This window comes from Mesorhizobium sp. WSM4821 (assembly GCF_055901555.1).
Map to the genome: position 1 here is coordinate 3,101,423 of NZ_CM148371.1, position 26,938 is coordinate 3,128,360.

Here is a 26,938-nt window from a genome sequence, read left to right on the forward strand (position 1 = left end):
TACGTGAAACGGATCGGCCATATGTGCGAATGTATCTACCGTGGCGCCAGGATAAGCGTGACGCTGACGACAATCGTGACGGCTGGCGTCGCCCTTGCCTCACCGTCGCGTGCCGCCGATAGCATGACCTGGATCGGCAGCTGGGCCGCCAGCCCTCAGCCAGTCTGGGATGGTGATTTTCCTCTGCCGACGATGCTGCCGTTCAACCTGTGGAACCAGACGGTGCGCCAGGTCGTACGTCTGAGCCTCGGCGGCAATCGGCTGCGTGTCGTCATCTCGAACGAGTACGGCACGGAACCGCTGGTCATCAACGCCGCGCATATTGCGCTGGCAGGTGGTGGCTCAACCATTCTCGACGGCAGTGATCGCGTATTGACCTTCAGTGGATCGCAAGCGGCGATTGTTCCGCCTGGCGCGCCGATGATAAGCGATCCGATCGACCTCGACGTTCCGGCGCGCGGCGACGTATCCGTCTCGCTGTTTGTGGCCAGCCCGACGCCGTTGTCGACATTTCATTGGGATGCGGAGCAGACCGGCTATATCGGCGCCGGAAACCAGGTGTCGGCTGCGGCGATCGACGGCCCAAGCGAGATTACGACACGCATCTTTCTCACTGACGTTCTGGTGGAGGCGCCGCAGGGCGCGAGGACGGTGGTCGCCCTCGGCGATTCAATCACCGATGGCGCCGCTTCGGGTCTCAACCAGAATGTCAGGTGGCCTGACTTTCTGGCCGAACGGCTTGCCGGCGACAACGTCGCGGTGCTGAACGCAGGTATTTCTGGCGCCCGCCTGCTGCAGAGTCGGATGGGCGAGAACGCGCTTGCCCGTTTCGGCCGCGATGTTCTCAGCCAGCCCAATGTCAAGACGGTCGTGGTGTTGATCGGTATCAACGATATCGCCTGGCCTGGACAAAGCTTCGCACCGAGGGATCCATTTCCAACCCTTGACGACATTGTCACCGGATTTCGACAGCTGATCGCCCAGGCCCACACGCGAAATGTCCGGATCGTCGTCGGCACACTGACACCGTTCGAGAACGCACTCGCAGGCAGCCCGCTCGAGGGGTACTACAACCGACAGCGCGACGAGCTTCGGCAGAAGGTCAATGCATGGATCCGCACCAGCGGCGAATTCGATGCCGTCGTTGATCTCGATGCGATCATCCGGGATCCTGCAAATCCCCTGCATATGAAAGCTGAATACGATTCCGGCGATCATCTGCATGCCGGTGCCGGCGGCACCAAGGCCATTGCAGATGCGATGACGCTCGACGTGCTGTTCGGCAACCAGTGATCAACGACCATGCGTTCAACCTCAGTGCCAAGGTCTCCTGCGTATGGAATTGGGTCCGTCGCGAACCAGCGGATTTGGAAATGACTTCCAGGAGCAGGTCCCATTTCATGCGGCAGGCCAATCTCATCAACGGCGAATGGGTGCAGGCCGACAGCGGCCAGACGGTCGACGTCAACAATCCGGCCACCGGCCTCAAGATCGGCACCGTGCCGAAGTCGGGCAAGGCCGAGACGCGCCGCGCCATCGAAGCCGCCGACGCCGCCTTCCAGACATGGCGCAAGACCACCGCGCTCGAGCGCTCGAAGCTGTTGCGCAAGCTGCATGACGCGATGATGGACAACCAGGATGTGCTGGCCGAGCTGCTGACCATCGAGCAGGGCAAGTCGCTGTTCGAATCGAAGGGCGAGATCGGTTCGGCCGCGTCCTACATCCTGTGGTTCGCCGAAGAAGGCCGCCGCACCTATGGCGACGTCGTGCCGTCGCCCTGGGCGGACCGCCGCATCCTGGTGACCAAGGAGCCGGTCGGCGTCATCGCCGCCATCACGCCGTGGAATTTCCCGTCCTCGATGCTGGCCCGCAAGCTCGGCCCGGCGCTTGCCGCCGGCTGCACCGCGGTCGTCAAGCCGGCGTCGCAGACGCCTTATTCCGGCCTCGCCTGGGGCGCGCTCGCCGAGGAGGTCGGCTTCCCCAAGGGCGTCATCAACATCCTGACGGGTGCCGCCGGCGAGATCGGCGACGAGATCTGCGCCAACCCGCTGGTCAAGAAGATCACCTTCACCGGCTCGACCGAGGTCGGCAAGATCCTGATCCAGAAGTCGTCGACGACCGTGAAGAAAGTGTCGATGGAGTTGGGCGGCAACGCACCGTTCCTCGTCTTCGACGACGCCGACATCGAACGTGCCGTAGCCGGCGCCATCACCGCCAAATATCGCAATTCCGGCCAGACCTGCGTCTGCACCAACCGCTTCCTGGTTCAGGCCGGCGTTTACGACAAGTTCGTGGAAAAGCTCGCCGCCGCCAGCAACGGTCTGAAGGTCGGTTCCGGCCTCGAGGACGGCGTGCAGCAGGGGCCGCTGATCGACGAGAAGGCGGTGGAAAAGGTCGAGGAACTGATCGCCGACGCCACCGACAAGGGCGGCAAGATCGTCGCCGGCGGCAAGCGCCATGCGCTCGGCGGTTCGTTCTTCCAGCCGACTGTGATCGCCGATGCGACGCCGAAAATGCGCTTCATGAAGGAAGAGATCTTTGGCCCGGTCGCACCCGTGTTCAAGTTCGAAACCGAAGAGGAGGCGATCGCACTCGCCAACGACACCGAATTCGGCCTCGCCTGCTACTTCTACACCGGTGATCTCGGCCGCGCCTTCCGGGTCATGGAAGGGCTGAAATACGGCATGGTCGGGGTCAATGAGGGGCTCATCACCACGCCTGAGGCGCCGTTCGGCGGCGTCAAGGAATCGGGTCTCGGCAAGGAAGGCGGACATCAGGGCATCGAGGACTATCTCGACACCAAATATGTCTGCATCGGCGGCCTCGGCCTCTAGAGGAGATGTAGGATGCCAAGACCGGAGGTCAACCGATCGGGCGAAATGGAAGTCTTTGTAAGCGTCGTTGACCTGGGAGGCCTCTCGCCAGCCGCGCGTGCCCACCGAGTGACTCCCTCGGGTGTCAGTAAATTGATCTCGCGGCTGGAAGCACGTATAGGCGCTCGGCTACTCAATCGCTCCACCCGAACGCTCCATCTTACGCCGGAAGGGCGCATTTTTTACGAACGCTGTGTCGGGATCTTGGCCGATATCGACGAGGCCGAAAGCTGTGCTACGGCCAGCGAAGCACCGTCGGGCCGCTTGTGTGTTAGCGCCACCAGACCAATAGGCACGCATATTCTTCTGCCGCTCGTTTCAGAATTCCTTTCCCGGAATCCGAAGGTCACGCTCGACATTTATCTCGTCGACGCTATTGGCGACATTCGGGAAGAACGGACAGACGTGATCGTGACAAGCGGTCCGATGAGAAGCTCTCACACTGTTGCTCGCAAACTTGGTGAGACTGGCATGATTATCGTTGGTTCTCCTTCATATCTTGAATGCTTTGGCACGCCGAAAACGCTCGAAGATCTGGAACGTCACAATCGCCTCGGCCTTGCCCATACTCGGCCGATCGAGGGATGGCCTCTCGTGAAAGGCACCGAGCAAATGTGCGTTCCGCTGGTTGGAAATGCTCGTATTGGCGACGGGGAATCCCTGCGGGAACTCGTCATAAGTGGCCTAGGCCTCGCCCGACTGGCTCGCTTTCAAGTGAAGAAGGATATTGAGGCTGGCCGGCTGGTGCCAGTCCTCGAGGAAATTAACACTGGAGATCTCGAAGAGATTCACGCCGTTTACCTAGGTGAAGGTGGACATCTCCCCGTGCGTGTATGTGCGTTTCTGGACTTTCTGAGTGAGAAGGTCTCGATTTCTTGATCGCTGCTTTCGCCCTTTCGTCTCCGGGAGCGTTGGTAAGCGAGGAACGAAGTGCGGTAGACCAGCGCAGCACCGCCGCAACTTACCATTGGGCGGGACGATGCCGCACAAGCCGGAATGGTTTCTCAATCGCTGGGTCAGCAGGTGATGCAAAAGGGGCGGGTGCTCCAGCATGATCAGAGTTGCCTGTCGGGTATCGAGCGGGCTCATTATGTGTCACTGTCAATCACGCTGAATCACGGATTCACACGATGGAGCAGGATGCCGCTTTGCGCCGTCGCGCCATCGAAAACCAGGCACCTCAAGGACTTAATGGCAGAGGTGGATCGGGGCAGGGGATTGGGAGTTGGACCGGGATTGCTAATAGCAGGCTTGCTGGGCATCCCACTTGGCGCGAAAAATTGCCCAGTCGGCCCGAACTGCGACGACGCTGCTGTTCCATCTGCCTCTCGACGTCAAGGCAGCTCTATCATCTGTCTAGTTAAGTTAGCGGCGCTCTTCAGTCACAGCTCATTTTTCACGGAAAGTTTCCAGAACCGAGGCTCGTGTTACTCCGTCAATGCCGCTCCCGGCCTGTACGATAAGGGCGTTTAGGTCAGCGCGATCCTCACAGTCGAGCCGGACTATGGTGTGGTTGACGCCAATCTCTCCAGTAGTGACTGAGCCAACGATCACGTACTTGCACATCCCAAGATTGGCTCCGAGTCCCTGCTGAAGCCTATCCTGATCGACATTGTTGCCTTCGATTAGGACATATGCGTGCAGAATTTCGGCCCGGACCGGGTTAACCCACATGGCTATGGCGACAAGACCGATCGTGAAAGTGAGGTTTTTGACTGTCCACATGGCAAGTACCCTCCATAAAAATTGCGATATCACTGAGGTCGACGTGCCATCCAAAGCTCCTTTCAAAAGCCTTGAATCGCTTCGCGGCAGCCGACGCAATCCTTTTTGGCCAGAGAACTTAGCGCAAATCCAGCCGCAGCAGACCGCTATAGTCCTCGATCGAAAGGAAGAAACCTTCGTCGATCGCCTTGGCCTTGAATGTCGCGTCGTCGTTGAAAGCCCGGAATTCCGATTTCAGAACCCCGGTTGCATCGAAGTAGCGGTCGCGAAACTCATCCCGTCCGAGCCCGGCATAGTCGGCGTTGCGGGTGCCGGTCGCAGTGCACATCTTCAGAATCGCGGGATCGGCTGCGCTCGCCGGAAATGTCTTCATAGCGAAATCCATCGGGCCAAGGGAGGGCACCACACTGTGTGGAAATTGCGTCACACACCTTTTGGTGGTGTCGCCGTCCGACAGTGTCAGGTCGAAATAGGGCGGTCGCAATCCCTTTGTCGCCAGATAAGCGAAGGCACGAATGCGATTGGCCGCCTTCAAAGTGTTGAGGTCGGTCGTCTCCAGGAGATCGCCTTTGATCATCGGCGGTCCTATGCCGCCCAGCGCGGCAATCTGTTCCTGCAGCCAGCCCGCGTCGCGATCGATCCAGGTCAGGAAATCCAGAGGCACGGCCTCGGGTTCCGTGAGTTGCCGGCTCATGGATTGGGCCAAAGCCGCTGTCGTGGCGAGCATCGCCGTTCCGGCAAGGACCGCCGCAAGGAGTGGGAACTTTCGCATGTCATACCTCCGTCCTTCTTCGCCGCCGAGGATCAATAATTGTTGCGCGGCTTGATGCCGAGCATATCGCGCAATTGGTTCTCAGTTATGTCGTCCGACCGCGGGGTGCCGCCGACGCCGACGGTCCGTGCCTCCTCGTCCATCGCCGTGAATGGCTTTCCGTCAAGGCCGGTATAGGTGGCCGGACCCATGCCGGAAATCTGGCCCGCCTGGATATGCGAGGCATGGATCTGCTCATGCGCAAGCACGATGCCCGGATCGGCAGGTTCGACCGACGCCGTACCCGTCGACTGATCGAACTCGCTTGATGTCCGGGTACGGGCGGCAGCGGGGTCGTAGGAAATGACGGCACCGCCCGGTGTCGTCATCGGGTTCTTAGTAGGGTCGGCCAGATCCGTTCCGGTAGCGCCCGGCACCTTTTGGATCGTCACCGTTTCCGGGCTGTCTACGATACGCCGTTGCAGTTCACGACCCGTATCCATACCGGTACCTGGCACGAAGAAGTCCTTGACGTCGAGCCAGGCGCCGTGGAGCCAGCTTTGCGAGACCTCGCCGGTCTTGCTGTCGACCCGGGCCGTCGGGTCGGTGCGCTGGATGTCCTCCTCGACCTGCCGGCGGTAGGCCGCGTCGCCCGCCACGATCTCCTCGAGACCTGTCGGGTCGATATAGGCCATCGGATTGTTGTTGGCATAGGCGAAGAGGTTGCACGAGGTCGGGTTGCCGGTGCAGCGCTCCGGATCGCCGACATAGAGCGGGTCGGGCGAGATGAACCGGCCGAGCGCCGGATCGTAGTAGCGGGCGCCGAAATAGTAGAGCCCGGTATCGTCGTCGAGATACTTACCGGTGAACCGATGGTGGGATTTCTCACGCGGCAGCTCGCCCAGGACATCCGCCAGATGATCGGCCCACGCCGGCGCCAGCACCTCGGGTTTGTGCTCGGTGCCGTAGGCCCGATAGAGCATCTGCTCGACCGGGGTGCCGTCCGAGGCGATCACGTAGTCGCTGCTCTCGATATGGTCCTTGAGATAGTAGAACCACTTGCCGGTGCCGTGTTCGAGCCGCACCAACTTGTTGGATGCAATGTTGACGTAGCTCTCCTCACCCTTCGGGCCGACCTCGAAGGTCTCGACCGGATAGAGATAGAGCTGGTCGGGGCTCGAACCGTCAGGAGTGACGATCTTCTTGTAGAGGCGGCGACTGGTCTGGTCGTAGCCGTAGAAGACGTCGTTCGTCGCGGTCTGCGCCCGGATCAGCCGGCCGTTGATGTCGAAGACCGTGCCGGTGAGCTTTGGCGAAGTTGCCAGCTGACCGAAGCCGTCGAAACCATAGGGCTTGGACGCGCTGCCCGCCGGAACGAGGCCGGTCACGTCGGGTGCCGCAGGTGCGATGACTGCTCCGGGGTCGAGTTCGTCATTGCGGGCAAAGGCGCCGGCGGGCGAATAGCCGAATTCGCCATGTTCGCCGTAGCGATCGATGCTGAGGAGCTCGTTCTTGAAGTTGTAATGGAACGTTCCCGAACGGTCGACATGCCCGGGGCCACCCGTCCCCTGCTGCAAAGCATCAACGATCTCGGTGATCGAACCGTTCGAATTGAAGGCCATCGACAGGTCCTGCAGCGCAATGCCTGCGGCCTGCGAGACGATATGGGTGAGAAACAGTGTCGCCGGATCATAGGTCATCTGGGTGAAGGCCCCGAGCCGGTAGTCGACACGTTCGACACGCCCTTCGGGGTTGTAGGCGATGTTCTCGATCACCTTCTGCGGGCCCGCGAAATCCGGATGCGAGACCGTGACCGACTTCAGGTTCTTGTCGGGACCGAGGGCGAATTTCGACGACAGGCCGCGCGGCCCGGTCGAGGAATCGATCCGGCCGTCGAGCGTGTGGTGGAAATGGTCGGCGTATTTGGCGCCGCCGATCTCCACCTCGTTGGTCACCATCCGGCCGTTCGAGTTGTAGGCGAAGCGTTGGACCGTATCTAACAACCCGTTGGGGTCATGGATGACCACCTCGGTCATCTTGTCGAGCGGCAGCATCACTGGCATCTCGAACCCTTCGGCCGAGGCGACCTCGACACCCCTGTCGTAACGGTACTCGAGATGCAAGACCCCGTCGTTCACCTCGGTCAGCTTCCGGTTCAGGAAGTCGTAGGTGAAGGTCTGCACGGAGGCCTCGCCGTTGGCGCCGATGCGCGCGATCGCCGATTGCCGGCCCCGCGCGTCGTAGAAGGCGTAGCGCTCGCCCATGCCGGGGATCGACTGGAACTCGATATCGCCGACGGAATTGTAGATCAGCCGTCGCGGCGTGGGTTCGCCCGGTAGCCAGATTTCGCTCATATAGCCGAAGGAATCGCGCAGGAAGCGGGAAATGTGGGTCGTGCCGTTGCCGTCTGCCGCAATGAAACCGGTCACGCCGTTCTCGTTTCCGAGCGAATATTCCTCGCTCTGCACCGTGCCGTCGAACTGATCGGAATAGGTGGTGATCGTAAGCGTGCCCCACGGCCTGAAGTTCAGGTCGGAGACCTTGCCCGATGGATGGGTTTCACGCACCGCGCGGCCGGCGGCGTCGTAGGTATAGGCATTGCCGATCTCATGGTCCGGGCGCGGAACATCGCCGAGATCGAACACTTTCTGCAGATTGAGGTCGTCGACGCCGGCAAAGCTCTTGACCACGAACGGGGTCCAGCGGAAGATCTGGTTCTCGTTGCGGTTGTAGAGCGAGAAATTGCGGACCCGAACGCCGCCCTCGGCAACGTTTTCGAGATCGGCGATCTGGTTGCCGCGGGCATTGTAGGCCGCGAGCTCGGCAATGAACTCGCTTTCGCCCTCCGGCGTCTCCGCGGCGCTTCTGTAGCGGCGCTTCGACGTCAGGATCAGCGACGGCAATCCGCCTTCGCCGATCTTGTAGTTGTAGAATTTTTCGGCACCATCGGCGGCTGCCTCGAGCGTCCTGCGGCCGAGCGCGTCGTATGTGTTGGTGACGGCCATGCCGAGCGGTGTCGTCATCGTCGCCACAGCGCCTTGCCGCGGCCCGTCATAGGTCATGGCAGTGACTTGGTCGAGCTCGGGCGCGCCGCCTGCCGGCTTCGTATGACGCAGCGGCAGGGTGCCGGTTTCCTCATAGCTAACCGTCTCGATCTGGCCAAGGTCGTCCGACATCGAGGTGGTGTTGCCGAAGACGTCGTAGGCCATGCTCTTGGCGAGCGTGCGGGTGGCGTTGCGGAACTGCTCAAGCCCAGCCGGCAGTGAGCCAAGGCCCGAAAGGACTTCGAGCGTGCGTGTGCCCATGCGGCCGCCGGCATCGGCCAAATAGGTGAAGCTTTCGCGGCTCAGGAGTCGTGTCCCTGCAAGGATCCGGCGCTCGGATGCGGCGTTGACGATGCCGAGCGCGGCGAGATCGGCGCGCGATTGCGTATAGTCGGTCTGGGTGGTGCGGGTGAAGCCTTGGACCGTCAAACTCTCGGGTCCCGGGATGTCGCGAACACGCACCGTTTCCGAACCCGGCATGTTGAACTCGTCGAAATCTGCATAGGTCTGGGTCTTGATCGGATCCTTGCATTCGGGATCCGCCGGGCTCTGCTGCTCGGCCTCGCCAGCGGATTCGGTCAAGGTTTCCTTGACCTTGCTGAGGTAGGACGAGCCGTCGCTATTCGGATGGGCTTCCCAGACGGACGCCTCGCATTTGAGCATCATGCCCGTCGCCGGCAATTTCTGACTGCGCGTCGCGGTCGATAGAGAGTGAATGGCCGCGGTGGAGGGATCGAGCGTCTCGGTCGCCTCTGCGCTTGCCACGAGTGTAGCTTCCGGCACCACCTCATAGGTCTTGCGGATTTTGAGCTTGCCCGCGAGGTTCAGGTCGGCGACCGCTTCCGCGAAGGTATAATATTGCTCGCGCGCCAGGCTCGAACGTTGGGTGACACGCATGCCGGCCGCATTCTCGTCGCCATAGCTGACCTTCTCAACATCCGAGAAGCCGATGAAACGGCGGTTGATCACGTCGTAGAAAGGGTTGTGGTAGAAGAATTCGTCCGTCTGCACCTGGGCCCGGGCCTGGCCCGGTATGCCCTGGGACGTGACGAGCTGCTTGGCGACGACGACGGGGAAATGCAGGTTTCGCGTCGCCAGGCCGTTCGCCCGGTCGCGCAGCATCTCGTCGATCGAGGTCGCATAGCGGATGTCATGCCTGCGGCCGGAATCGAAGTCGACGACCGTCAGCAGGTTGGCCTTGACAAGTTGCATCGTTTCGGTGCGGTTGAAATCGATGACGACGACCGGTTTGACCTCGTCGCCCGACGGTTTCTGGAAGACGATGATCTCGGTCTGGCCGTCGCCGTCGAGATCGGCAACGCGCGAGGCGAAGCTCTGCGTCGAGGTGCCAAGCTGGACCCTCAGATTGAGCGCGATGTTCAGCGGATCGTTGAGATAGGTGCCGTCGCCGAAGCCAAGCCACACCCGCATCTGGTCGGTGCGCTCGCCCATCGACGCGAAGTCGATGATGCCGTCGCCATTGGCATCAATGTACCACATGGTGGCGAGGCTGTCGCCGGGCTGCATGCCGCCGATCTTCGAGAAGGCGCCGTCGCCGCAGAGCGGATCGTTGAGCGCGGCATCGCCGAAAAGCAGCGCGTTCGGATCGGGCGAGAAGATGTTGCCCTGGTTCTCGTAGAGGCAGAATCCCTGGTCAGCTGGGCGGATGACCACGAGATCGGGCAGCCGGTCGCCATTGATGTCGACCATCCGCACATTGCCGCTGCCAAGGATTTGGCCGTCCTGGCTCGTGAACGGAAAGGCCTTCGTCAGCGCGCCGAAATTGACGCTGTAGCCGCCGTCCGCCTGCCGCCGGGTGAGATTGAGGAAGATCCGCCATTCGGTGCGCCCGTCGGCATTGAGCCGGGTGGTGACGATGTCGGACAGGCTGTCCATGTTGAGATCGGCAAACCGACCGTTGCCGTCGGTGAAGGTCGTCGGCGAGACGCCAGCCAGCGGGATCGAGCGGCCAAGATAGGGGAAAGTGCCGTCAGCCTTGCCGTCATAGACGTGTATCAGGCCGTCTTCGATTTCGACGATGTCGACAAAGCTGTCGCCAAGGATATCGGCGAAGGAGAAGCGGTTGTCGGTGAGCCGCGGGGCGATCTGGCGCATCAATCCCGCCTCCGTTGGGCGGGAGAGAACGAGCTGGGCGGTCTCGCCGAACGCGCTGTTCAAATCGCCGCTGCCGAAATGGACGACCGCGCCGTCATCCTTGGTCTGCACAATGTCGACCAGAGCGTCCATGTTGAGGTCGGCAAGTTCGAAGTTCTGCGGCGGAATATCGCCCGCAAAGGCCATTTTCGGTGCCTCGAAGACAATCGGGCGGGAGGCGAGCTCGGCGCTCGTCCAGGACGAATAGTCGAATTGGATGTCCGGGAATTTCAGCGTCGTCTCGGCAAGCGGCGCGCCGGTGGTATCGCCATACCGGTAGAGCACGCGCAACTGATCGAGTACGTTGACCGACTGGGTGTCGATCGCCGGCGCCAGATCGGCCTGCGCCTTTGCCATGCAGTCGGGATGCGCGCGCACCACGAATTTCGACGTGTCGCTGGTGTCGCGGCCGACATAGCCCATGCACCACTGGCTATAGACGGTCTCCTTGAACTTGGCGGTCACCTTGCCGTAGAGCCGGGCATTCTCCTGCCGGCTGCCGATCGTGTGGCTGACGAGCGTCGACTGGGTGTCGATCAGCTCGAAGTCGTAGCTGCTCTGACCGCCGGCGAAGCTGATCCGGGTCAGGTAGCTGCGCCCGCCGAAGCGCTGGTAGTCGTAGCGCACCGCTTCGCGATTGGCGTTCAACTGCAGGACCAGCGGCCATTTCGTCACATAGGGCTTGACCGCATCGAAATTGCCCTCGGCCACCGAGGGGTCACCGCTCAAGATCAGCCGGGATCCGTCGGCATTGATCACCTCGAAGCCCGAGGGGATCGTGTCGCTGTGGAGGCCGCCCGTCAGGTCGAGCGTGACCACGTCGAACGCGCCGGTATGGTAGAGGATCTTCACATAATCCTCGGCGTATTCCAGCCGATACTCCCAGACGCCGTTCTGGTTGCCCAGGTAGACGAGCCGCGCGCCCATATAGGTCAGGTGCGAGAAGAAGTCGCCCTCCGGCTTGGTCCCGGGTATTGCTGTGCCGAGATCGTCATTGACCATGATGGCCTGGACATTGAAGCGCCAGCCGATGCCGAGTCCGTTGCCGGTATCGCCGGCAAACTGGTTGTAGGTCAGGCTCATCTGCGGGCCGAACTGGCCGCGGGTGGGCAGATTAGGGAACGGCAGCGCGAAATTCGCCGATCCGGTGTTGTTGTTCAGGGTAAAGCTTCCTTCCTCCTGGGTGACGGTGCCACCGGCGGCCGGCAACTGCACGATCGATGTCGCCGACTTGTCTTCTGCGCGTGCCGGGGCGCCGAGGATTGTTGTACCGGCGATCAGGGCTGCGAGGGCAGTAGATGTGGTTCTGAACATGGGACTACCTTTCCTGAAGCAGGTGTCACGGATTGAATATCGGACCGACGATGACGTGCGGCTGAACTAGAACGGTCGCGCATGTGGGACCGGGGCACGCGCCGAAATTCGTCGCCGGCGTGGTGGTCGTCGTCAGGCCATCCAGCACATGGATGTCGGGATTGATCGGGAATACGAGCAGCGGCACGCGCTTGCAGGCATCGTTGACCTGCGGGATGTTCGCGCGGAAGGAGCAGATCGGATTGCCGCCCAGATAGGTCTTGCCGATGACCGGCTGGACCTGAGCGAGCGTAGCGACCCTGTTACCTCGTAGATCGACGATCGATAGTGCCGGAAGCGAACCCAATGGCGCCGCATTGACGACCCGGTTGTTCCTCAGATCGACATTCGAAAGCGCCGGCATGCCGGACAGATTGGCGACATTGGTTATCTGACTGTCGTTCAAATAGATGTATTTCAGCCCGCTTGAGGCGAAGCGCGGAATGGATGCGAGCCGATTGGTGGCAAGGTTCAACTTGACGAGTGCCGTCAGCGAAGCGATGGGCGTCGCGTCAAGGACGAGATTGTCGAATAGATTGAGTTCGCGAAGCGCACGGAAGTGGACGATGGGATCGACGGCGATGATCGTTTTCTTGTTGAGCGTGAGGCTCGTGACCGAGTGAGCCCAATCCTGTGCGGCGGCGCAGTCCGTGCTGTCGACGTGATCGGCCTGCATCCGGCTGTCGAGCGCTGCCATGAACGCACGAACATTGCCGAGCGCGATTGAATCGAAGCGGTTGACGATGCAGTATTCGGAGAAGCTCGCATATTGCAGCGGCAGGTTCCGCATGCCGGCGTCTTCAAGCAGCGGCAGGTCGGCAAGCGGCGTGACCGACCGGACATTCGTGTCGGAAAAAAAGACCTTGGTCAGCTTGCTGAGCATGCCGATGCCGGTCAGGCTCGATAGCGGATTGCCGTCGATGCTCAATTGCTCGAGCCGGCGCAGTTGCAGCACCGCCTGCATCGAGGCGATCTGGTTGTTGCGGACCCAGAGGCGCGTCAGACCCGGTATTGCCGACAGCACCGAGACGTCGGTCAGCTGGTTGTCTGACAGGTCGAGCGAGGTGAGGTTTCCCATCACCGGGAAATAGGCGACGCTCGTCAGTCCGCGGTTCTTGGCGTCCGCGAACTCGCGTGACCTGAGATCGTCGTAGGCCTTGCCACAGGCAATCTTGCCTGAAATCGACAGGAGCGCGTCCACCTCGTTGGCCTGCGCCGGTGTCAGGAAGTCAGGCTGATTTCGTACCAGGCATGCTGCAACGAAATCGGAAGTCTGCACCGGATTGCCGGAGACATCGAGATTGATCAGCCCGGTCAGCGTCGCAAGCGGCCTGATGTTGGTGATCGAATTGTCGGCGAGATTGAGCGCGCCCAGGTTGACGAGGTTGGTGAGCGGCGAAACGTCTGTAATGGCATTGCCTGAAAGGTTGAGCGAGGTCAGCTGCGGCAGGGTGGCAAGCGGGCGCAGGTCGCTGATTATCTTTGACGAAAGGTCGAGCGAAGTGGTTGCCAGCAGCGCATTTCCGACCGTGGCGCAGGTGCCCCCTCCCTCGAGGTCGATCAGGGCGCGGATCGTCTGTCCGAGAGGCGTGGCGGCGTCGCGATGCAGCACACACAGATCGACGAAGCTCTGGCCGCCTTCGACGACGATGGGGTTGCCGCTCAGGTTGATTTGCAGCGTCGAGGGAAAGCTGCCGAGATTGGCGAACGTCTCGATCCGGTTGTTGGCAAGGTTGAGAGTCGTAAGTCCGCCCAGCGCGCTCAACGGGTCGAGCATCTCTCCGGTCAGGTCGTTGTTGGCGATGGAGAGCGTCGACAGGGCCTGCAGGAACTGCAACGGCCCGAGATCAGTGACCTCGTTGTTGTCCAGCGTCAGGTTGGTCAGGAGAGCTAGCGCCGACAACGACCGGATGTCGCTAATGCCGTTGTCCGAGATGTCGAGTCGCACCAGCGCGGTCAATGGAGCAAGCGCGTTGATATTGCCGACATGATTACCGGAAATGTCGAGGAAGGTCAGCGCCCTTAGCTTGGTCAGCGGTTCGAGATCGGTAATCGCATTGTCGGCGATGGACAGGCTCGTCAGATGGGCGAGCACCGAAATGGGGCCGAGCGACTGCACGCCCTTTCCGTTCAGGTTCAGCGTAATGATCGATTCCAGGAAAGCCTGGGCAGCGCTGCAGGCGGCCGGATTGCCGAGCGTCGAAACACCGCCTGGCGTGGAATCGAGCATTGCCATGACGGTTGCGGTCTCGGCGGGTGTCCGGTCACCCTTCACGCACCACTTGGCAAATGTCGTCGGCCTGTCGACGAGCGGTGCTCCGATCAGACAGGCGATGGTGTGAATTTTGCCCACGAAAAACGGGGTTGGGTCGGCGTTGAGCGCCTCGTCGAGATCGAGCTTGAGCTCCGTCACCAGCGGAGCGCAGCCAGGGATGTAAAGACGATCGGAGAAGGATGTGGCGCCGAGGTCGGACGGGAACTGGAGATAGTAGACGAGGCCGCTGCCATCGTCGCGCGCGAAGACCTTGATCGGATAGGCGTCGCCCGACGGGCACAGAAGCGGATTGGTCGCCGGGTCCGCGGCGACGATCACGTCATCGACGGCGGTCAGCACTTCCGAGGGAACGGTGGCAAAGCCGAGCCCGCGGATCACCGCCTCCTCGTCGGCCTGGCTTTCGCACCGAATCCGGTAGCCGCGTCCTTCGGAAATGAGCAGGGGATGGTGGAGCCGGTTTGCTGCCAGCGTCGGGTCTTCGAAAAGCACGACCTTCGGCTCGTCAGCCCGCGCCTGGCCGGCGCCGGCGGCCACGAGCAGGACCAGAATTAGGAGCAGCGATGGGGCGATGCGGTTCATCTGGTTTCTCCTTTCGAGGCTCAGGCTGTTCGATGCGGCTCAAACAGCCAGAACCACTGGCGGCGCTAGTTCTCGTCCGCCACTTTGATGGTCCAATAGCGCGACGGGTCGCGGTCGCAGGTGAACTGGAGGGCTGGGATGTTGTTCAAGTTGGCGAGCCCGCCAGCGACGGTCAGGCACTTGCCCGTCTGGACGTTCTCCGCCTGAACTCCGTCGCTCGTCTCGACCAGGTGCCAGCGGCGCGAAGGATCGCTGTCACAGTTGAACTGCAGGGCCGGGATGTTGTTTTCGGTGCTGACTCCGCCGGCAATCGTCAGGCACTTGCCCGTCTGCACGTTCGCCACCTGGAAGCCGCCGCCTGTCTCAACCAGCCTCCAGCGCTGCCATTGACTGCCGTCGCAGTCGAATTGCACCGTCGGCGCGTTGTTGTCGATTCTGCCTTCCGCGACCGACAGGCACTTTTCGGTTTGCCGGTTCACCAGCACGACCTCGGGATCGGCCGCCCGTATGCTCCAGAACCGTGACGGATCGCGGTCGCAGTTGAACTGGAGGGCGGGGATGTCGTCATCAGTGCTCACCCCGCCGGCAATCGTCAGACATTTCCCCGTCTGCACGTTTTCAGCCTGAAAACCGTCGCCGGTCGCGGTCAGCTTCCAGCGTCGCGACGCGTCCTGGTCGCAGTTGAATTGGAGGGCCGGGATGTTGTTTTCGGTGCTGAGCCCGCCGGCAATCGTCAGGCATTTTCCGGTCCGCACGTTCTGCAGCTGAAAACCGTCGTTCGTCTCGACCAACTTCCAACGGCGCCACTTGTCGCCGTCGCACTTGAACTGGACGGCCGGCGCGTTGTTGTCGAGCCGCCCCTCGGCGCCAGCCAGGCACTTGCCGGTCTGCATGTTTGCCAGCACCACGTCGGCTTCCTTGATTGCCGTGATGCAGGCTTCGAAAATCTTGCCGGAGGCCACCGTTGATTGCTCAGGTCGACTGATGCAGACCGGATTGCCGTCCAGCGAAGGATTGAATGGCAGGATGGCGCTGACGGACTGCGCCGTGGCCAAGCGGTTCGCGCGCAGGTTCAGAGCGGTAAGTTTGGTCAGGCCAACCAAGGCGCGCGCATCCGCGATCCGGTTCTTCGACAGGTCGAGCGCCGTGAGTTCTTGCAGTAACCGCAGCGGCGAAACGTCAGTGACCTTGTTGTTGGCCAGAACCAGCCGCGTCAGCGCCCGCGCCGAGGCGAGCGGCCGCAGGTCGGCGATCTGGTTGGAACTGAGATCTGCGTCGACCAGATTCTTCATCACGGCCGCCACGTTGATGTTGCTGATCCTGTTTCGCGACAGATCGAGGAACGTGAGCTCGGCCAGCTTTTCCAGATCGCGCGTGTCGGCGATGTCATTACCGGACAAGGTCAGGCTCTTCAGATGGGTAAGTGTCGCCAGCGGCTCAAGGTTTGTCAGCCGTCGCCCGGCAAGGTCGAGCGTCGTGCTCGACGCGAGAAAATCCTGCGCGCTTGCGCACCCCGCCGGATTGCCTAGCGCGGAGGCGCCGCCGGGTGTCAGGTCGAGCAGTTCCTCGACCGTCGTCTGCTGGGCCGGATCAAGGTCGTCCTTTTCGCACCAGCTGGCGAAGGTTGTCGGCTTGCCGACAAACGGTGCGCCCGCGACGCATGCGATGGTGTGGATCCTTCCGGCGAAGAATGGGGTGGGGTCGGCGTCAATCGCCTGATTGAGGTTGAGTTTCAGTTCCGCAAACAAAGGCGCGCAGCCGGGAATATAGAGTTGGTCGGAGAACGATGTTGTTGACCCTAAATCGGTTGGGAACTGCAGGTAGACGAGCCCGCTGCCGCCGGCGTGCGCAAAGACCTTGATCGGGTAGTTCTCGTCGAATGGACACAACAGCGGATTGGCGGCCGGGTCGGCCGCGACGACCACGTTGTCGACGGCGGTCAGCACTTGCGACGGGACGGTGGCGAAGCCCAGTCCGCGAATCACCGCTTCCTCGTCTGCCTGGTCGTTGCAGCGGATGCGGTAGCCGCGACCTTCGGAGATGAGGAGGGGATAGTGCAAGCGGGTGGCGTTCAGCGTCGGGTCCTCCAACAGGACGACCTTCGGTTCCTCGGCGCGGGCCGGACCGGCGTCGATTGTCGCGAGCAGCGCCACCAGAAGGAGCAGCGATCGGGCGATGCTGTTCATCTGGTTTTCCCTTTCGCTCTATTCGACCAGGCTGAAGCGGCCCGGCCCGCAGGCCCGGCTGGTGTTGTCATGGGCGATGTCGTTGCCCGGCAGCAGGAAGCTCGCGCTTGATGCGGCATCGGCAAAGCTGACCGCGCAGCGAAAGCCGGAAACGGTCGAGGTGGTGAAACTTGCGGAGGAATTGCGCTCAAGCTGAATGGCCGAGCCGGCTGCCAGGCCGGCCGCGGTCGGCACAAGCCCGTCCGACCGACCTGCGACGTTTGCTCCGCGCAGGACGAGCGGATTGGCCGCCGCGATGTCGGTGAAATCGATCCGCATCAGGCTGTCGGAGGTCAGGACCGCACCAAAGCGGGCGCGGGCGAGGGCGGATCGGTTAGGCGGCCGCGCCGAAACGAGCAATCGCGCCCTGACACCCTGTATTGCCAGCATGTCGGCTTCCACCCGCAGGTTGCGGGCATAGAGATCGGCAAGGCACAGCGACATGCCGCGCGCGAGCGGCGCCAGGCCCTCCGCCACAGTGCCGATGGTGACATCGTCGAGAGCGACCACACCGTTCTGCGCGATCAGCCCAACTACCTCATCGGTCGACGGAGCGGCGGTGCGCACCAGATCGATCCGTTCAAGCTCGAGCCGCGGCAGCGCGTCGGCGACGATCAGCACGCCCGTCGAGGAGAGGATGCAGGACGCGGTGCCCGCCGGCACACGACTTTCCGTCCCGACCAGCCGCGTGCGGGCGACGCCCGGCGCAGGCGCCATGTGGACGGTTCTGAAAGGCAGCGCCTTTAGGATGAGGGCTTGAGGTACCTTGATCGAGGCCGGCAGTTCGAGCCTAAGATTTGTCCGGCCGGCACAGTCTCCCTCGGCGGCAAACCGCGCCAGGGTCAGCGTGCCGCCGTCATTGAGCTGGCGAATGCAGGTGTCGCCGGCCGAGCCCCGGCAGTCGAAACCGGTGCCCGGCGCCTGGGCGGCCGTCAGCGCACGATCCGTCTCGGCCATCCAGTCGCCAATGCCGGTTGCGGAAAGTCCAAGCGCCGCGGTCAGTTGCGGGCAGCCGGTGAAAGAGAGACTCCGTCCTTCGGCAAATGTCCAGTCAAGACGCGGATTGCCGAGTGGATCGAGCGAGGTGGACGTAAGTCCGGGTGACAGTGGCGAGAGCCCGAGATCGAGACCGGGCTGCGCAAAGGCCGCGTGCGCCCTCTGGTGGCCGTTGCAATCTGTCAGGCACAGATCGACATAGGGGGCCGAGCGAAGTGCTGCGACGGCCTCGGCGCCGAGCAGCGTCACTGCCTCGCCCTCTGCAATGCCGAAGAATGCGCGCAGCTTCGCCTCGGCCGTCTCGGCGGCGGCGCCACCCTCGACGATCAGGTCGCGCGTTGTCCGGTCGTCGAGGCGGACGATCGGCAGGTAGGAGGGTACGGCGCCTTCGCCCGGCGGGGTGTAACGGGCGACATAGATAGTGTCGCCGATGCTGTCGGCGCTTAGGAAGGTTTCGAACCGGTGCAGCCTCCAGCGGGCCACATTCGCGGCGGTTGCATCGGGTGGACCTACGAGTTCTCCGCGCCCGCAATCGAGGGTAATCGGCGTTCCGAGATTGGGCGGCGCAAGGAAACCCTGGAGGACGCCGGGTAATTGCAGACGCTCGCGAATGGCAAGCGCCGCCTTGATCTCCGCGCAGGCCGTCGGCACCGCGTAATAGCCATTGCCCGAAAGCGCCGGCAGATAATAGTTGCCGGATACCTCGACGTCGGCCCAAATCGGCGTTGTGGCCGGCCAGTCGATTTCGAATGCCGTGCCGGAACATGGCAGGCGCGGCTGCGAGCCATAGCCATTGTCCGCTTGCAGCTTGGCAAGCGTCGCCTCGATTATCTCGACCGTATCGGGCAGGTGCAGAAGTCGTTTCGCTTCGGCCGAACTGGTGCAGCCGGCGAGTTCCACTGCCTTGCCGTCGAAAAGCGCCACATAGACATCGATGTTTTGGTCGGTGACGAAGACGTTGAGCTCGGGCGCTGCCGCACCGGCGGGAGATGCGCCGGCAACGAATAGAACGACGAATGCCGCTACGTGTTTCATCTGAGTTCACTCAGGCAGCTTGCCGCCCGGGTCGGGTCCATGTTGACTTCGGTCATCAGCGGGTCGAGGCCGGCGGCTTGGCAGAGGTCACTGACCGAGATCGAATGCGGGCCTTCGAAATCGACCGTCAGCGTGCCATTGGTGATCTGCCCGTCCTGGCCGATGCAGAGCGGATTGTTGGCGAGCGCCGGCCTGCGGCAGGCGCGGATCACGCCAGTCATCGCCCGCCGGTTGGTCAATTCGCAATAGTAGATGCGGCAGAGGGCGGCGACCGTCGCGCGGTTCTCGGCATCGGCGTTGATGATGCGCCTGACGTCACCCACGAGCGCCTGCGCCTTGGTTTCGAAAGTGAGGTCCTCGACGCGGGTCTTCTCCCCCTCGAGTTCGCCCGCCCGCTCGGTGATCTTCGGCATCAGGTTGATGTTTTCCGAGGTGATGAAAAGCCCGCCTTTCCAGCGGTCGAATTCGTCGAGGATCGAGGTGGCTCTGAGGATCGCCTCGCGATAGGCGTCGTAGATGGGGCCTATCCTGGTGTCGCGCGCCGCCTCGTAGACCTGGTTCAAGGCGGCATATTCCTGGTTGACGACGTCGGCACCGGCCGTGATGTCGTCAATGCCGGCGCGTGAGCCCTCGACCAGGCCCTCGGCCCGCTTCAGCTTGCGGCTGAACATTGCCGTGATAGGGCTTTCTACGCCGGAGAAATAGGTCTCGACCACCTTGCCGGCCGCCTCGTCGGCGAAGGCGTTGATCTCGGTTTCCGACAGGTTGGTGATGAGCCCGCATTCCGCGTCGAAGTCCGTGCTCAAAGCGCCGGCCTGGCAAGCGCTCATCTCTGTAAGCCGCGCGTCGAGATTGCGCCTCGGCCCGAGCCCGTCGGCATAGTCGAAGAGCGCATGGTTCCATTTGATCGCATTGAGATCGGCCTGCGACAGACGTCGGTCGCGGCAGAAATAGGTCCGTTCGAGAAGGTTCTGATTGTTCGAGGCGCGGTACGCTTCGAGATGGCGCGTGGCCTCTGAACAATGCGCAAGCCCCGACACTAGTCCGGCAAGCTGCTGGTGGACCGGCGGCAGCCCCCGCGTCTGCGCCTCCTGCATCAACCTGGTCGTCCTCTGGTTGTCTTCCGGACTGCGGGCCTGACCATGGAAAACGCACAGGCCCTGTTCGAAGGTCCTGAGCGTGCCCTCGGGAATTGCCGGGCCATCGCAATTGGGGGCGTCGAGCACGCGGGCCCCGATCGTGTAGCCGGCGAAGTTGTCGACGAAGAGATCGCGCGCACCGGCATCTTGCGCGGCAAGCGCCAAGGTGAGTGCGGCAAAGACAAGGAAGGCCCTCATGGCGCACTCGCGAAGATGAAATAGAGGGTAAAGACCGCGCCGTCGAACGGACAGTCGCTCGGCTGCAGAGACAGCCGATAGGAGCCGATCAGCGGCGCGCCGAGATAGGGCAGGATCAGGCTCGTATCGTTGGACGGCCCCGGCGGGCGCGGGAACCTGCGCGCCTGGTAGCGGTCCTGCACCCAGTAGCGGATGATTCGGTTGATCTCGTCGCGGCTGTCGGCCTGGTTGAAGAAGGTCTGGAAAGCCAGCCGCTCCGGTCCGATGGCGATATCGGCCCTGACTTCGGTCGACCCCTTGGTTAGCGGCTTGAAGACGAAGCCGCTGCCGCGATGCTGAAGTGCGAAGCGGTTCCACTGGGCGCCGGTGCACTGGTAGTCGGTGCCGATAAAGGTATCGATCAGGGTCAGGTTCTTGCGGTCGCGGAACTTGCTGGGCGACCAGAGCGCGAAATAGCCGTTCGCCTTCATCGACGCCTCGGTGGCGGCGAAGGGCGAGACCTCGAATTCGACGTTCTCTGCGATGGCCAGCTTGCGGGCGAAACCGGAATTGGCAGGCACGACGACTTCGGCCACGTCGATATTGATCTGCCGCTCGTCGAAGAAGCGCTTATTGACGATGTCGTCGATCATCGCCCGCAATTGCGTGGCGTTGCGTACATAGACCTCCGGCACCGTCTCGGCCTCGCCGGTGAAGCCCTGGACCACCTCGAACCGGCGGCGCATCAGATGCATCATCCGGTTGGCCGTTTCGAGCACGCGCCGCTTGGTCACCAGATATTCGGGGATGCCCTTCATCAGCTCAGAGAGGGTCTCCTGATTGGCGATGAAGAGGTTCTTGCGCGTCGCGGGGTCATCGATCTGGCTGACGAGCTTGGTCATCTCCTCCTGCTGCGTGCTAACTTCAGCCTGGATGTCGCCCTGGAATTTCAGGATGCCGTCCTGCAGCGCGCGGCTCTTGAGGCCGAGCTCCTTGGCCTCTTCGAGGCCGGCGACAAGGAGTTCGGTATTGCCGCGCGACTGGGTGATGCGCTGTTCGACGAAGGCGAGTTCGGCGTCGTTGAGCGCCAGCATCTTTTGTTGCTGGCGCTCACGCAGCTCGGCGATGAGATTGGTCGAGGTGTTGGATTCCTCGGAAAGACCGGTTACCGTCGTCTGGGCCGAGCGGACGCGGTCGATCCGGCCATTGGTAGCCGCGACCAGTTCGCCGATACGGGCATTGTCGTCGTTGAGCTGGGCTTCCGTCAGCGCCAGCTTGTCGAGTTCCAGGTTGAGGATCGAGATCTCGTTGGTCAGCCGCTCGATGGTCCGCTGCTGATCGGCGATCTGGAAGCTCAACAGGTCGTTTTCGCGGGCCTGGAGGTCGAGACCCGCAGTCACGCGCTGGTGGTCAGCCTTCAGCCGCGCCACCTGTTCGTCGATCCCCAGGTCCTGGCTCTGGCATTCGACGCTCGCCGTCGAGCTCTGCAGCGTCAGCTCCCGGATTTCCTCGGCCCCTTGCGCCCGCCGTCCCGCCAGCTGGAAATGGGTATTGATGAGCGCCCGCGATTTCAGCGCCTTTTCCAGATCGAGTTGTTCGTTCGACTGGCGAAGCTGGGTCAGCCGCTGATTCAAGCCGTTGATCTGGTTGATGTTGTCCTGCGTCACTCGGCCGGTGGCGATGATGGTGCCCAGGATCGACTGCGCCGCTTCGAGCGCCGCCTTCACCGGCTTGGAGACATCGATCTTCGTTTCGACGCCACTGGCCATGGCACACGCGCAGACGTTGGTCTCGGGTATGGCCGCGGCGATCGCATAGGCAGCCTGAACGGCGGTCAGCGTGATCTGTGCGGCCTGCGTGGTGCCGTTGAAAGCGACGAACCACGCGATCACCTCGGTCAATTGACCGTCGACCTGTTCGCGCGCCTCTTCCAGGTCCGCCTTCTTCTTCTCGTAGAGGCCCTTTTCCGCCTCGTACATCTTCCTCGCGAAGTCGGTCTCCGTCTGCGTGAAGTCGCCGCAATCGACATTCGCTAACTCCTGCGACAGCGGAATTTCGGTGGTGATCATCTGCTGATCCGCGATCAACGGCTCGATATCCGAGAAATCGGCGCTCCCGATCACGCATTTCATCAGGAACGCCTTGGCCTGGATCTGCGAGTCCAGAAGCTGCGCCCTGAGACCCGACTGCCCGTCGGGGCCGCACATCTGCGTCACATATTCGGTGCGAGTGAAGGTCGGAGCCACCGTCTGGCAGGGCTGCTCCCCGCCGAGAAGCGGGGTGAACGGCTGGTCCGGCGCCTCGCCGATGAAGGCAAGCTGGTTCTCGATGCCGCAGAGCTGCTCACGGTCAACCGCGCGCCGGCGCGCATAGATGTCGGTCTGGCGTAGGTGAAGCTCGGTGATCGTGTCGTTCGCGCGAACGATCGCGGTTTCGTTGTTGGCGATCTGTGTCTGCAGGATCTGCCTCTGCCGGACCAGTTGCTCGAGCTGGTTGGTGTTGCGGTCCGATTGTCGGGCGTATTCGGTAATTTGGCTTTCGAGAGAGGAAATCTGCAGATCGAGGTTCATCTGCGTCATTTCCCAGCTCAGCAGCCAGCGCAGCTCGTTGCGCCGCTCGACCTCGGCCTCCTTGGACAGGACGATGAGATCGAGTTCATGGCGGTCGTTGATCTGCCGGCGCTGGTTTTCGAATTCGGCGATCTTGGTGGCGAGCTCGAGTTCGAGCGACCTGATCTGCTGGCGGTAGCCAAACGTGTCCTTCTCGGCGTCGACGGCGTTGATTTCCTGCTGGACCGTGGTGGCGAAGGTTTGCGCCTCCTGCTCCAGCTTGCCGATCTTGTGGGCGATCAGGTTGACTTCCTGGCTGCGGATCGTGCGTTCCTCGTCGAGCGCGCGGGTCGCTTCGCCCTCCTTGTTCGCATACCAGCGTTCGACCAGCGCCTCGACATTGCGCTCGACCTCGTTGAGACGCTGCTCGCTCTCGGCGAGCGCCTGCTGCAGATCCTCAAACGGGATCGTGGTGAACTGCATCGGGTCGATGTTGAGGAACAGAAAACCCTTGCGGACGCTGTCCATCCGGGCCGTCAGCTCGCTTTCCTGCAACAAGAGGTCGGCGCGCAGGTCGTCATAGGTGGACTCGCCTGGAATATCCATCTCGGACTCGACCAGCACCCACATCGCGGCCTCGTAGTTGGTGTAGGCCTTGGAGAGGTTCGGCTGGCCCGCGAGGCCTGCGCCGCCGACCACGCCCAGCGTGTCGGTGACCAGGAAATCGAGCGCTTTCACCCGCGCCTCCGAGACCGTCTGGTACCAGATGTCGCCGGTATTCATGAGAAGCTGGATCTTCAGGGCAGACAGCGCGATGAGCTGTCGCACGAAGGTGCGGTACAAAGCCTCTTCGCCCTCAGCGGTGCCGCCGCCTCCGCCTTGTTGTCGGGCGAGGATGCGCAAGCCCCGGTCGACGATCTCGATCCCCAGCCGGCCGAATTCCTGCGCCGCCTGCGGCGAGAGCGGCGTATCGTTGCGGCTGACGCCGCTCGCCGAGGACAGGAACGGCATGTCGGCGGCCAGGAACAGCCGGTAGCGCGCAAGCTGCAGATGGCAGTCGAAATCGCAGACGATCGCGAGGCGTCCCGTGGTCTCGTCGCCGCAGGTCGTCAGGAACTGCTCGAGTTCCGGCGCCACCTCGCCCATATACTTCACGTCGGCACGGAAATTGGCGATCTTGAGAAGCGTGGTCAGTTCGCCGGCGCGACCGGTTGCGGCATCGACATCGAGATCGAGGCAATTCTGGGCGCGCGCCATGCCGCCGGCGCCGAGCATGAGGCCGATTGCGAGGCCGCATAGCAGGAGAAACCGCTTCATGGCTGTACCGTCGTCAGATAGATTTCGGAAATCTGCCGGACATGCCGCGCCAGTTCGGCCATTTCGGCCTTTTCGAGCGACGGATTCTGGAAGCGCGCGACGACTGCGCGGGCATGATTGATGCAGTCCTCGTAGGGACCGTTGATGGTGCCGGTCAGTGCGCCTGTATCGAGGCTCAGGTCCAGCGCCGAATAGGCCCCTGCCAAGGAGGCGCAGGACGAAAGTTCGGTCGAAATTCCCGGGTCGTCGACCACATCGGAAAGGTCGGCAAGCGCTGTTATGACCGCTTCGATCTGGCCGACTATCTCCGACATCCTGGCCTTGCCGTCCTCGAATTCCTCGAGGGCGTCGGGCTGGTTGAGGCTGGACAGATCGACGGCTTGGAGGGTAGCGATCGTTTCCGCAGCCTTCAGCTGGTCCTCCTTGACCAGGACTATGTTGGCCTGCGCATTGCCGAGGACGCGCTCCAGTTCCATCACGTCGGCCGACCTGATGAGGACGTCCATATCGTTGACGAGTGCCTGGAATTCGGTAGAGGCGGCATTCATCAGGTTGAGCGTGTCGTCGACCTTCGCCCTGACCGCAACGACGATCAGTTCGCGCACGCGTGTCTCCACGAGCTCGGCCGTTTCGGCACGCCCCCGGACCGGCTTCACCGAACAGACGAGATTTGCCAGCACGTCGGTGCCGAGCCGTGTGCGCACCGCTTCGGCAGCAGGGAGAAGCGGACGCCAGGCTTCGGAGACGATATCGGCGGAAACCCCGGACAGGGGCCCGGCATTGATTTCGTTCATCCGCGTAAGGTGCCGGCATTTTTCGGTCAGGTCTGCGGCCGAGAAATAGAGCCGCGCGGTGATCAGGTAGGCCTCTATGGCGGCGGCGTATTGCCGTCCGGTGAGGGCGGACAGCGTCTCGGCCGTATCGATTGAGATCGGGGCAAAGAAGCGATAGCGGCTCAGGTAGATTTCCGCCCATGCTAGCCGGCGCATCAGGACTGAAGCATCGTCGGCCGAGAGCGGAATGACCGGAAAGCCATGGGTGCTGACGGTGCCTGCCGGCGTTGCCGCCTCGCCGATCACCTCGCCGGAGAAGGGCAAGTCGAAATCGGGCTGGGAGACAACATGGCTCGGTTCCGCGGCAGCGGGCCCGGGAGCGAGCAGGCTGAAACGCGGGGGTTCGGGTACTGCTGATCCCAGCGTCGCGTTCCAGAACCCGTCGAGCTTTTCTGAAGTATAGGCGCGTTCAAGCACTGTCTCGCTGCGAGCCGCGCTGCCCAGAAGGCAAAGGGCAAAAATGAATGCGGAAAGGGAGCGGGCCGTTGTCATCGGCAGTACCACACGCGTTCGGCGGCGCCCGGCTGGGCACAGATACCGGTGGCGGCGCCGTGGGCCGCCCAATCGGTTTTGATCTGCGCAAGGTCGTTGAAGGCGCTTTGTGCCGCATTGTCGGCATGAACCTCGGCATCGAGCCGCCAGAACGGCTTGACCGGGTCGGTCGGCAGCAGGATGCCGATCATGTTGATGTGAAAAGCCGAGACTTTCAGGAAATCTTCGGCGCCGGCGACAGTCTGGTTCCTGAGATTGGCATATTGTTCGGGTGTGACGCCGCCGAGCGCTGCCTTGAATTCTCCCTCGGAGACTTCCACCGAGCGCAGCATCTGCGCTGTCTTCGTCGCCAGCCCGTCGAGGATCGAGGTATTGGCTACCAGTGTCGCCCCGGCTCCGGTCACCGGACCGAAGATTTCGGTAAAGATCGCGCGGATCGCCTTCAAATGCGTCTCGGCCGACCTGATCTCCACCCGGCGCAGCGCGATGCCGGTTTCAAGATCGGAGGCACGGCTGACGAAGCTTCTGAGGGTGAGAAGAAGCGTGTCAAAAGCCGAACGTGCCTCGGGAGGCGGCTGGAGGAAGACCGAACGGGCGTACTGCACCGCCTCGCTTCCGGCTATGTCCTCGACCGTCGCGCGGGTGAGCGCCGATTCCGGGCATCCGGTAACATCGCCCAGATCCGTCAACATCTGAGCGGCATGGTATATCTGGTCCATCTGCCGGACCGTGCCGAAGGTCCCGCTTTCGGTGAAGCGGGTCTCGATTCCGGAGAGATAATCGGTGAGATATTCGCGGGAGAACTTGACCATCTCGCACTGGACACCCGACGCGCGCTCGCGGACATGACGGCCGTAGAAGGAAGCCCCGATGAAATATTTCTGGTCCGGCGTCGGCTCGAACCGCTCGACGAATAGCGATTGGATGATCGTGTCGTACTCGCCGCAGGCATAGGTGCGCTCTAGGCACGTCGCATCGGACTGTAAGTCGCAACCCGCAATTGCGGCCCCGCAGACCTGTTGCGCGGCCGCTGGATCGATGTCAACCACGCTAAATCCTGCAGTCGCGTATACTGCAGGTAGCAAGAACTTTTTAGTTAAGTTTATCAAAGAGATTAACACAGCAAGCCCCCCGCCGCTTATAAGGGCGGCGCGATTACATTTTTGCTGGCAAACGTCTTTAGAAAAGAAAAAGTAAAATACTTTGTTATGAATTCAACTTCTATTGCGTTTGAAGGCAAGGGAATTCAAAGTTGACGACGAAGTTAATTGTTCGTTAAGGCCTGCTCTCTGCTCGCGTCGGCACCGAATGGGGCTGGAAGCTTCGCAGCAGGCATCATCTGATGCGTCGAAGCAGCTCGAAGAAAGCGCGTCAAGGTGGGACATCGCTATCGTCGCCGAGAACGAGGCGTTCAAGGCGGT

Annotated in this window: 13 protein-coding genes; 3 read left to right on the forward strand and 10 right to left on the reverse strand. The window is 62.1% G+C overall.

Going from position 1 to position 26,938, the window contains the following annotated elements; translation table 11 throughout:
• Window positions 1–3 precede the first annotated feature (3 nt).
• The 3 genes from AC0NID_RS14950 to AC0NID_RS14960 all read left to right on the forward strand — a co-directional run bounded on the left by AC0NID_RS14950 (window position 4) and on the right by AC0NID_RS14960 (window position 3,752).
• On the forward strand, window positions 4–1,293 hold the full coding sequence (locus AC0NID_RS14950) for an SGNH/GDSL hydrolase family protein (protein WP_473458093.1): 1,290 nt from the start codon (window positions 4–6) through the stop codon (window positions 1,291–1,293).
• An 80-nt stretch (window positions 1,294–1,373) separates the two neighbouring features.
• A complete protein-coding gene (locus tag AC0NID_RS14955) occupies window positions 1,374–2,834 on the forward strand; it encodes an NAD-dependent succinate-semialdehyde dehydrogenase (protein WP_474033447.1) in 1,461 nt (486 codons plus the stop codon).
• Between the two features lie 12 nt (window positions 2,835–2,846).
• A complete protein-coding gene (locus AC0NID_RS14960) occupies window positions 2,847–3,752 on the forward strand; it encodes a LysR family transcriptional regulator (RefSeq protein ID WP_473454024.1) in 906 nt (301 codons plus the stop codon).
• 510 nt (window positions 3,753–4,262) lie between these two features.
• Here AC0NID_RS14960 and AC0NID_RS14965 read toward each other — a convergent pair.
• The 10 genes from AC0NID_RS14965 to AC0NID_RS15010 all read right to left on the reverse strand — a co-directional run bounded on the left by AC0NID_RS14965 (window position 4,263) and on the right by AC0NID_RS15010 (window position 26,638).
• Window positions 4,263–4,598, reverse strand: coding sequence for a hypothetical protein (locus tag AC0NID_RS14965; RefSeq protein WP_473454023.1), 336 nt, complete (start codon window positions 4,596–4,598; stop codon window positions 4,263–4,265).
• Between the two features lie 118 nt (window positions 4,599–4,716).
• Window positions 4,717–5,370, reverse strand: a complete 654-nt coding sequence (locus AC0NID_RS14970; RefSeq protein ID WP_473454022.1) for a hypothetical protein — start codon at window positions 5,368–5,370, stop codon at window positions 4,717–4,719.
• 32 nt (window positions 5,371–5,402) lie between these two features.
• Window positions 5,403–11,861 carry an RHS repeat-associated core domain-containing protein gene (locus AC0NID_RS14975; RefSeq protein WP_473454020.1) on the reverse strand — a complete coding sequence of 2,153 codons (6,459 nt, stop codon included), beginning with the start codon at window positions 11,859–11,861 and terminating at the stop codon, window positions 5,403–5,405.
• Window positions 11,862–11,886: 25 nt separating this feature from the next.
• On the reverse strand, window positions 11,887–14,754 hold the full coding sequence (locus AC0NID_RS14980; protein ID WP_473454019.1) for a leucine-rich repeat domain-containing protein: 2,868 nt from the start codon (window positions 14,752–14,754) through the stop codon (window positions 11,887–11,889).
• Window positions 14,755–14,819: 65 nt separating this feature from the next.
• Entirely contained in the window at window positions 14,820–16,940 is a 2,121-nt protein-coding gene (locus AC0NID_RS14985) for an RICIN domain-containing protein (protein WP_473454018.1), read from the reverse strand.
• Between the two features lie 18 nt (window positions 16,941–16,958).
• Complete coding sequence (locus tag AC0NID_RS14990; protein ID WP_473454017.1) at window positions 16,959–19,010, reverse strand: hypothetical protein; 2,052 nt, start codon at window positions 19,008–19,010, stop codon at window positions 16,959–16,961.
• Window positions 19,007–20,347, reverse strand: a complete 1,341-nt coding sequence (locus AC0NID_RS14995) for a hypothetical protein (RefSeq protein WP_473454016.1) — start codon at window positions 20,345–20,347, stop codon at window positions 19,007–19,009. Before AC0NID_RS14995 ends, AC0NID_RS14990 begins: the two co-directional genes overlap by 4 nt.
• Window positions 20,344–24,192, reverse strand: coding sequence for a hypothetical protein (locus tag AC0NID_RS15000; RefSeq protein ID WP_473454014.1), 3,849 nt, complete (start codon window positions 24,190–24,192; stop codon window positions 20,344–20,346). The genes AC0NID_RS14995 and AC0NID_RS15000 overlap by 4 nt, the downstream gene beginning before the upstream one ends.
• Window positions 24,189–25,517, reverse strand: a complete 1,329-nt coding sequence (locus AC0NID_RS15005; protein WP_473454013.1) for a hypothetical protein — start codon at window positions 25,515–25,517, stop codon at window positions 24,189–24,191. Before AC0NID_RS15005 ends, AC0NID_RS15000 begins: the two co-directional genes overlap by 4 nt.
• Window positions 25,514–26,638: a hypothetical protein gene (locus tag AC0NID_RS15010; protein WP_474033448.1), complete on the reverse strand. Its 1,125-nt coding sequence runs from the start codon at window positions 26,636–26,638 to the stop codon at window positions 25,514–25,516. The genes AC0NID_RS15005 and AC0NID_RS15010 overlap by 4 nt, the downstream gene beginning before the upstream one ends.
• Window positions 26,639–26,938: the final 300 nt, after the last annotated feature.

What these genes read in the sequence shown, in the direction of transcription:
- AC0NID_RS14990 (WP_473454017.1), bottom strand. Translation starts at nt 19,010, where the DNA reads ATGAAACACGTAGCGGCATTCGTCGTTCTATTCGTTGCCGGCGCATCT.
- AC0NID_RS14970 (WP_473454022.1), bottom strand. Translation starts at nt 5,370, where the DNA reads ATGCGAAAGTTCCCACTCCTTGCGGCGGTCCTTGCCGGAACGGCGATG.
- AC0NID_RS14960 (WP_473454024.1), top strand. Translation starts at nt 2,847, where the DNA reads ATGCCAAGACCGGAGGTCAACCGATCGGGCGAAATGGAAGTCTTTGTA.
- AC0NID_RS15000 (WP_473454014.1), bottom strand. Translation starts at nt 24,192, where the DNA reads ATGAAGCGGTTTCTCCTGCTATGCGGCCTCGCAATCGGCCTCATGCTC.
- AC0NID_RS14965 (WP_473454023.1), bottom strand. Translation starts at nt 4,598, where the DNA reads ATGTGGACAGTCAAAAACCTCACTTTCACGATCGGTCTTGTCGCCATA.
- AC0NID_RS14980 (WP_473454019.1), bottom strand. Translation starts at nt 14,754, where the DNA reads ATGAACCGCATCGCCCCATCGCTGCTCCTAATTCTGGTCCTGCTCGTG.
- AC0NID_RS14985 (WP_473454018.1), bottom strand. Translation starts at nt 16,940, where the DNA reads ATGAACAGCATCGCCCGATCGCTGCTCCTTCTGGTGGCGCTGCTCGCG.
- AC0NID_RS14975 (WP_473454020.1), bottom strand. Translation starts at nt 11,861, where the DNA reads ATGTTCAGAACCACATCTACTGCCCTCGCAGCCCTGATCGCCGGTACA.
- AC0NID_RS14995 (WP_473454016.1), bottom strand. Translation starts at nt 20,347, where the DNA reads ATGAGGGCCTTCCTTGTCTTTGCCGCACTCACCTTGGCGCTTGCCGCG.
- AC0NID_RS15005 (WP_473454013.1), bottom strand. Translation starts at nt 25,517, where the DNA reads ATGACAACGGCCCGCTCCCTTTCCGCATTCATTTTTGCCCTTTGCCTT.
- AC0NID_RS14955 (WP_474033447.1), top strand. Translation starts at nt 1,374, where the DNA reads ATGACTTCCAGGAGCAGGTCCCATTTCATGCGGCAGGCCAATCTCATC.